We start from the raw sequence: 6,956 nt of genomic DNA, 5'->3' as shown, positions 1-6,956 counted from the left end.
CCCCAGATCGCCATGACCGGTAGGTCGGTGCGCAGCCCCAGCCGGTTCAAGGCGCTGACCGCCTGCCCACGGTAATCCACCACGGATCGCAGCGTCCGCAGGAACGACTGCCGCGTCTCCGGGTCCGACAGCGACGAGTAGGCGCTCCACAACTCCGCACCACGCGGCGACTGAATGCCGGCGGCCCTCAGCCATGACCTGAGCTTGTTGCCGACGGTGAGTACCAGCTTGGGCGCAATGATCGGCAACACCAGCTCCGCCCCGGGCGCCGACAGCAGCCGCAGCACCAGGCCGACATCAGGACCCAGGCCGCCGCTGCTGATCAGGACCAACCGCTTGACGTAATCGGGGTGCTGGTAGACGAGTTGCATCGCCACACCACCGCCGAGCGAATGCCCGACCACGGTGGCCTGGCTGACGCCGAGTTCGTCGAGCAGATCGCGGAGAAACACCGCGAACGCGCCCAGCGAGTAGTCGCTGCGGGGTTTCGCCGACTCGCCGTGGCCCAGCAGGTCAGGCGCGATCACCCGGAATTTCTTTGACAGCTGCGGTATCACGGACCGCCAGGTGTCCGAACTTCCCGCCATGCCGTGGATCAGCAGCAGCACGTCCCCGTCACCGTCGTCGCGGTAGGCCACCCGGTCGCCGTGCAATTCCAGGAACTTCAACTCGTTCATGGAACCCGGTGTACCCGCTCTGGCCCTGATCCGGACGCGCGCTGACCTCTTCGTGACCGAAGACGCTTTGCGCTGCGGCGGGCACGGTGGGTCACTGTGCTACAGCGCGCGGCGCGGCGACGAGTGTAACGACACGCCCGCAGCAGGACACCAAGCCATAACGATCCGGCGACCGCCTTGTCTTCGCGATACCAGGGGTGCCAGTGTGTTGCTTGTGACTAAGGAGGTCGACGTCTACGGCGTCGGCTCCATTGGGGGAAATAGATGGACACACGACCTCATCGCTGTACGCGGGGCCACTGGCTGCTGCCGGGACACATGATCGTCGGAAGCATGCCGTGCTCCTGCGGTCGGCACACCACCTGGGAATGCGAATGCAGCGACGTTACTTATGAGCCGAGGCTCACCGAATCGTGCACCTTGTTCAAGCGTCGTCGCACGGTTCGAACCCGCTGAGCAGGCCCCACGACGCCGCTACGTCCTACATGCGGTAGCTGGCCATTAGTCCAGGGACGCAGTAGACCAGCTAGCCCAGAGAGTACGACTGCTTCGGATCAACTGGCGCAGTCGACCGCGATTTCAAGGGCTTCGCAGATTTCGCGCATCCGAATGCCGGCAAGCCGGCCAAGCCGGCTAACCAAGACCGCGACGGAGACGCTTTCCACCGAATCCAGGTTGACCGCCGAACGGCGCGGTATCGGGTCGGAACCCGGTTCTAGAACGACCTCGCTGGCGAGTCCTCGAATCGTTGTCGTACATGGCGCGACGAGGGCACGTCGAAGTCGAGGGATCGCCGCGTCACGCGAGAGGACGACAACCGGGCGCCGGCCGACCTCTGCCAGCTCGCACCACCACACCTCACCACGAGCCGCCAGCGCACTCATGATGCGCCCGCCGCCCGCCGCCACGATGCCAGGTCGCCCCATTCATCCGGCTCCTCAGCCGGGTGTTCGTCATAGGCTGCATAGCCGCTGTCGACCTCGGCGGATCGGTGGCGAGCGAGAAGTGCAGCGAGGGCCTCATCGATGAGGGCGGCATCCGTGATTCCCGACCGCGCACTCCGGGCACAGCCGAGGAGTTCCGCATCCACCGTCGTACTGAGCCGTATGCGATTCATGCCATCATTATGCCATTGCCGACTCACCCGGTGCGGACAAGGGAAAGTAGCAGCCGCTACCCTTACGCCCGCTGCGCTGCCACGAACAAGTTGTGCGGGGCAGTGTCTGCGACCTCTTTGGGCGGCGTGCGGTCGTAGCCGGCCATCAGCTCGGCCGACGGTGTCACCATCACGTCCCAGCCGTGGCGGCCAAACCACTCGCCGACGTCTTCGCGCTCCTCGAAATACCACAGCTCCTCGTTGCGGGGCAGCTCACGCTGCGGGTCGACTTTCGCCATGACCGCCCGGATCCGCTCCATCCGCTCGCGCCGTTTGGCACGCACGTCGGGGTCGAGGAAATCGGGACTGAGCGCCTCCACCGCAACCCGGCTGCCGGCGACCGTGAGTTCGTGAATCCGCTCCAACAGCAACTCTTGGGCCGCAGCAGGCAGATACGGCGTGATCCCTTCGGCCGACCAGACGCTGGGCGCCGAGGCGTCAAACCCGGCCTGCTGCAATGCCGTTGGCCAGTCGTGGCGGAGGTCCACCGGCACCGCGACTCGATGACACGCCGGCTCGGCGCCGTGCTCGGCCAACGTCGATTCCTTGAAGTCCAACACGTTGGGCTGGTCAAGCTCGTAGACCGTCACCCCGTCCGGCCACGGCAACCGCCACGACCGCGCGTCCAAGCCCGCCGCCAGAATCACCGCCTGCCGAATCCCCGCCTGAGCGCCATCTAAGAAGAACCCATCGAAAAAGGCTGTCCGGCAAGCCATGTAGTTGACCATCGCCTGCATCTGCAGCGGAACCAGCGGTTCGGCTTCGACGACCTCGGCCGGCAACGGTCCCGCGGAGTGCCAGTTCCACACCCCGTCGCCGGCGGCATCGAGGAAAACCTGCGCGAACGGATCGCGGATCAACGGGTTCTCACTGCAAGTTTCGGCCGCCCGCGACGACGCCACACCCAGCGCCGTCGCACCCACGCTCTCGGTGATCTCCCAAGTGTCGTTGTCAGTCCTCGCCACTATCAAGCCCTCCCCACCGACCGCTGCGCCGACACGAACAACGTGTCCGGTGACCCGTCCTCAATGCCCTCCGGAGGATGGCGGTCATAGAGAGCCATCATGTCCTCGGTCGTCAGCACCGACACATCCCAGCCGTGCTCGAGCAACCACTCCCCCACGTCGGTGCGAGCTTCGAAGTACCACAGATCCTCGAAGTCGGGAAAGTCATGCTCCTCGCCACCCAACTGGGCGGCCAGTTCACGGTAACGCTGCATCTGCGCTCGCTGCCGATCCCGGACCTCGGGGTTGTTGAAGTCGGGACCAGGCGCCTCGACAGCGACCTGGCTGCCGACGGCGGTCAGCGTCTGGATGCGCTCGAACAGCAAATCCTGGGCGGCCGACGGCAAAAACGGCAGCAGCCCCTCGACGGTGAACGCGCTCGGCGCGTTGGGGTCAAAACCCGCCTGCCGCAAGGCCGTTGGCCAATCGTCACGCAGGTCAACCGGAACCTTGACAACATTGGCGGTCGGCTTCGCCCCGTGCTCCCGCAGCGTCGCGGCTTTGAACTCCAACACCCGCGGCTGGTCGAGCTCGTAGACGGTCACCCCGTCGGGCCACGGCAACCGCCACGACCGCGAATCCAGGCCCGCCGCCAAAATCACCACCTGCCGCACCCCCGCTTCGGTGGCATCGATGAAGAACTCGTCGAAAAACGCTGTCCGCGAAGCCATGTAGTCGCGCATGCCCTGCATCCGCAACGGCACGTCGGGGGCGACCTTGGCGATCTCGTCGGGCAGGTCGGGGTTGCCGAACCAGTTCCACATGCCGTCGCCCGCGGCCTCCAGGAACACCCGCGCGAATGGATCGTCGATCAGCGGATCGTCACTCTCGGTGTCCGCCATCCGGGCCGCCGCGACACCCAGCGCGGTGGCGCCCACGCTCTCGGTGATTTCCCAGCTGTCATTATCGGTTCTCGCCACGTTCACTTCCTCCCAGTCAGCAGCACGCCACCCGCGGAGGGTACCCGCGTCGGCTGTGAGCAAAGCTAAGAATCTAGGCGGTCTGCGCGAGCGGAGCAGCCAGGTGACCGCGATACCTGCTGCGTCCGTCGGGCGTCACCGAGATCCAGGCTCGCCCGGCGCCGTGCTAATCGCAAACATATTGCGCCGCAGTCAGTCCAGCACTGTCTGCAATCGTGGTCGCAGCCGCTGCGGCGGGATCTGGACACCCGCCGCAAGATCGTCGATCAGCCCATCTGCAAAGTCCACCAAACCGGCGACGTTGATCCCGTGGCGCCGCGGGGAATGAGCGTGAGCAAGACGGGCCGACGAACTGCGCAGCAGACTTGTCGCCCCGTCGACGTTGCCGCGCTGGGCGTGAGTAATGCCAACTGCGAGCTGCGCCAGGCCTTGCCACAGCATCCGTTCATCCTCGGGACCGGACTTCCAGGCCGCCTCCAGAACCTCATGCGCGCTAAACGCCAGACCCCGGTCAAGCAGGTCCTGGGCATAGGCCAGAGTTTCGGCGGGCGCCAGCTCGAGGTCATCGGGGATCCGTGCAACGCCCTCGCTGCCATAGGGCAGCGGCCGGCCCAAAGAATCGCGCGGGCGCGCACTTCGGGGTCGGCCCGATTCGTCACGATCTCGCTCGGTCATACGGGTTGACCGGAATCAGGGGCTCGACTGTGGACTGTCCACGTCGCCACGGTCGCTGGTCGCGATGAAGTCCTCGATCAGCTCGACCACCTCGTTGGGTGCCTCGACCTGCGGGTAGTGACCGACGCCGGGCAGCACCTCAAGCCTGGTGTCGGTGCGCGCGTTGTGGATCGCGTACGCATGCTCGACGGGAATGATGTTGTCCCGATCGCCCCAGATCGCCATGACCGGTAGGTCCGCGCTCGCGTGCAGCCTGTTCAGCGCGCTGACCGCCTGCCCGCGGTAATCGACCACGGATCGCAGCGTCTTCAGGAATGACTCCCGCGCCTGCCGATCCGCCAGCGACGAGTAGGCGCTCCAAGTCTCCGCGCCGCGCGGCGAATGGATGCCGGCACCTCTAAACCATGACCTGAGCTTGTTGCCCACGGTGAGCACCGGCTTCGGCGCGATGACCGGTAACACCAACTCCGCCCCCGGCGCCGAGAGCAGCCGCAGAATCCATCCCACATCGGGACCGAGGCCACCGCTGCTGATGAGCACCAACCGCTTGGCGTAGTCGGGGTGCTGATAGACGAACTGCATGGCGACACCGCCGCCCAGCGACTGACCGACCACCGTGGCTTGACCAACGCCGAGTTCGTCGAGGAAATCACGCAGCAACACCGCGAACGCGCCCAACGAGTAGTCACTGCGGGGTTTGGCCGACTCGCCGTGACCCAGCAGGTCCGGTGCGATCACCCGGAACTTCTTCGACAGCTGCGGTAGCACGGACCGCCAGGTGGCCGAGCTCCCGGCCATGCCGTGGATCAGCAGCAGCACTTCGCCTTCACCGGCGTCGCGGTAGGCCAGCCGATCGCCGTGCAACTCCAGAAACTTCAACTCGTTCATGGAACCGGCACCCCCTCTGGTCCAGATCTGGCCCGGCCCACCCTATCGTCGCAGAAAACGCCAGGCGCGGCTCCAGCGCCTCATAGCTAAGAATCTAGGCGGGCACCGCGAGCAGGGCAGCCAGGTGACGGCGATACCTGGTGCGGCCATCGGGCGTCAGCGCGGCCCAGTCCCGTCCGGCGTCATGCCGACCCCAAACATATTGCGCCCTAGCCAGTTCAGCGATGTCCGAAAGGAAGGCATCGGGCTGCTGCTGAACACAATGCGCGAGCAGACGCAGCTCGATTTCCTCGATCGCGGCCAGGCAGGCGCACAGCCTCAATCGCGACCGGGACGCGATGAGCTGGTCGAACTGGCCTGGGTGGTCTTCGGCCAGCACCAGACGGCCAGCGTCGTTCCCGACCGGGTCGCGGGTGTTGACCGCCATGTAGGTCCCGAGAATGGCCGCGGCAGCCAGGAATTGCACGGTGTAAGCCAGCGGGGTTCCCAGCGGCAGCACCCACGTCAGGCCGTATGCCGTCCCGACAAACACGAAAAACACCAGCCAGGCGATCCGCCACTGTCGCCTCGTCCGCCGACGGCGACGCAGCCGCACACCCATGGCCCGGCGGTGCCGAACCAGTACAAAAATCGGCAGATAGATCGTCGCCAGCATGAGCACCACGGCGGTCGCGAATCCCGTCCCGGTCAGCCCACCGCCGGTCAGCGCCGCCATCGCAGCGGCTCCGCCCACGACGGCGAGAGGCTGGATCCACCCCGGTGCTTTGACTGCGGCAGCGAGCGCTCGCCGGGCGTCCAACACATCGGCCACCGAGCCGGCCGACTCATCGACTGCCATATCCCCCACTCCTTGATCGCGGCGCTCACTGTACGGGTGTTTACGCAGTGCACGGCGACGAATCCGCGGCGCAACCCAAACACGCCCGGATCAGCCGCATCCAGCCAGCTGGCGCGGGTTATGTTGTCGAGGGCGCTGAGAGACGGGATCGTTCAAACATGCAGGTCGACGGGCGCGAGATCACCGTTTGGGGGAGCTTGCTGCAACCGCCCACCCGTCGCACCAACGACATCCTTCGGCTCGTGCTCTCCACAGCGTTCCTGGCGATCGTGATCACCAGCTCGGTGGTCACCCGCACCCGGTGGGACAAGCTGGAGAAATCCATCTCCCGCATCATCGGGGTGCTCACCCCGGCCCAATCCGATGTGGTCTACCTGGTGTACGGCCTCGCGATCCTGGTGTTGCCGTTCATGATCCTGATCGGGCTGATTGTCTCCCGGCAGTGGAAACTGCTCCTCCCCTACGCGGCTGCCGCATTCATCGCCTTCCTTGCGTTGTCGATCAACGGCACCCGCATCGCGGCATGGCAGTGGCACTTCGACCTGTCTGACCGGCTGCGCACCGAGTTGTCCCAATTCCTCGACGACCCGCGCTGGATCGGGATGCTCGCCGCAGTGCTCACCGTGTCGGGCCCGTGGCTGCCGGCGCGCTGGCGGCACTGGTGGTGGACGCTGCTGCTGGCGTTCATCCCGATCCACCTGGTGGTCAGCGCCGTCGTGCCGGCCCGCGCGATGCTGGGCCTGTCGGTGGGCTGGTTCGTCGGCGCGCTGGTGGTGCTGGTCAGCGGCACTCCGGCGC

At 66.0% G+C, this 6,956-nt stretch carries 7 protein-coding genes and 2 pseudogenes; 1 reads left to right on the top strand and 8 read right to left on the bottom strand.

The genetic code is table 11. From position 1 onward, the window contains the following. The 8 genes and pseudogenes from WB785_RS01255 to WB785_RS01220 all read right to left on the bottom strand — a co-directional run. Nucleotides 1–677 (bottom strand): alpha/beta fold hydrolase (locus tag WB785_RS01255; protein WP_424076889.1); only part of this gene is annotated, 677 nt, incomplete at its 3' end. A 554-nt stretch (nucleotides 678–1,231) separates the two neighbouring features. Continuing rightward, complete coding sequence (locus tag WB785_RS01250) at nucleotides 1,232–1,561, bottom strand: type II toxin-antitoxin system PemK/MazF family toxin (protein WP_424076890.1); 330 nt, start codon at nucleotides 1,559–1,561, stop codon at nucleotides 1,232–1,234. Continuing rightward, nucleotides 1,558–1,809, bottom strand: a pseudogene (locus WB785_RS01245) (antitoxin); the annotation flags it as partial. The pseudogene WB785_RS01245 and the gene WB785_RS01250, both read right to left, overlap by 4 nt. Before the next feature lie 47 nt (nucleotides 1,810–1,856). Then, nucleotides 1,857–2,798 carry a class I SAM-dependent methyltransferase gene (locus WB785_RS01240; RefSeq protein WP_424076888.1) on the bottom strand — a complete coding sequence of 314 codons (942 nt, stop codon included), beginning with the start codon at nucleotides 2,796–2,798 and terminating at the stop codon, nucleotides 1,857–1,859. A gap of 2 nt (nucleotides 2,799–2,800) precedes the next feature. Then, the gene (locus WB785_RS01235) at nucleotides 2,801–3,757 is read right to left on the bottom strand and encodes a class I SAM-dependent methyltransferase (protein WP_424076887.1); all 957 of its coding nucleotides are present in this window, start codon (nucleotides 3,755–3,757) and stop codon (nucleotides 2,801–2,803) included. 192 nt (nucleotides 3,758–3,949) lie between these two features. Next, the gene (locus WB785_RS01230; protein WP_424076886.1) at nucleotides 3,950–4,432 is read right to left on the bottom strand and encodes a DUF309 domain-containing protein; all 483 of its coding nucleotides are present in this window, start codon (nucleotides 4,430–4,432) and stop codon (nucleotides 3,950–3,952) included. A 15-nt stretch (nucleotides 4,433–4,447) separates the two neighbouring features. After that, the gene (locus WB785_RS01225; RefSeq protein WP_424076885.1) at nucleotides 4,448–5,320 is read right to left on the bottom strand and encodes an alpha/beta fold hydrolase; all 873 of its coding nucleotides are present in this window, start codon (nucleotides 5,318–5,320) and stop codon (nucleotides 4,448–4,450) included. A 94-nt stretch (nucleotides 5,321–5,414) separates the two neighbouring features. After that, nucleotides 5,415–6,158: a hypothetical protein gene (locus WB785_RS01220; RefSeq protein WP_424076884.1), complete on the bottom strand. Its 744-nt coding sequence runs from the start codon at nucleotides 6,156–6,158 to the stop codon at nucleotides 5,415–5,417. 158 nt (nucleotides 6,159–6,316) lie between these two features. Between WB785_RS01220 and WB785_RS01215 the strand changes: the two are divergent. Beyond that, nucleotides 6,317–6,956, top strand: a pseudogene (locus WB785_RS01215) (TIGR00374 family protein); the annotation flags it as partial.

This window comes from Mycobacterium sp., assembly GCF_049585075.1.
GTDB lineage: Bacteria > Actinomycetota > Actinomycetes > Mycobacteriales > Mycobacteriaceae > Mycobacterium.
The sequence above is the reverse complement of the archived record's forward strand: the minus strand, read 5'-3'. Positions and strand labels throughout refer to the sequence as shown.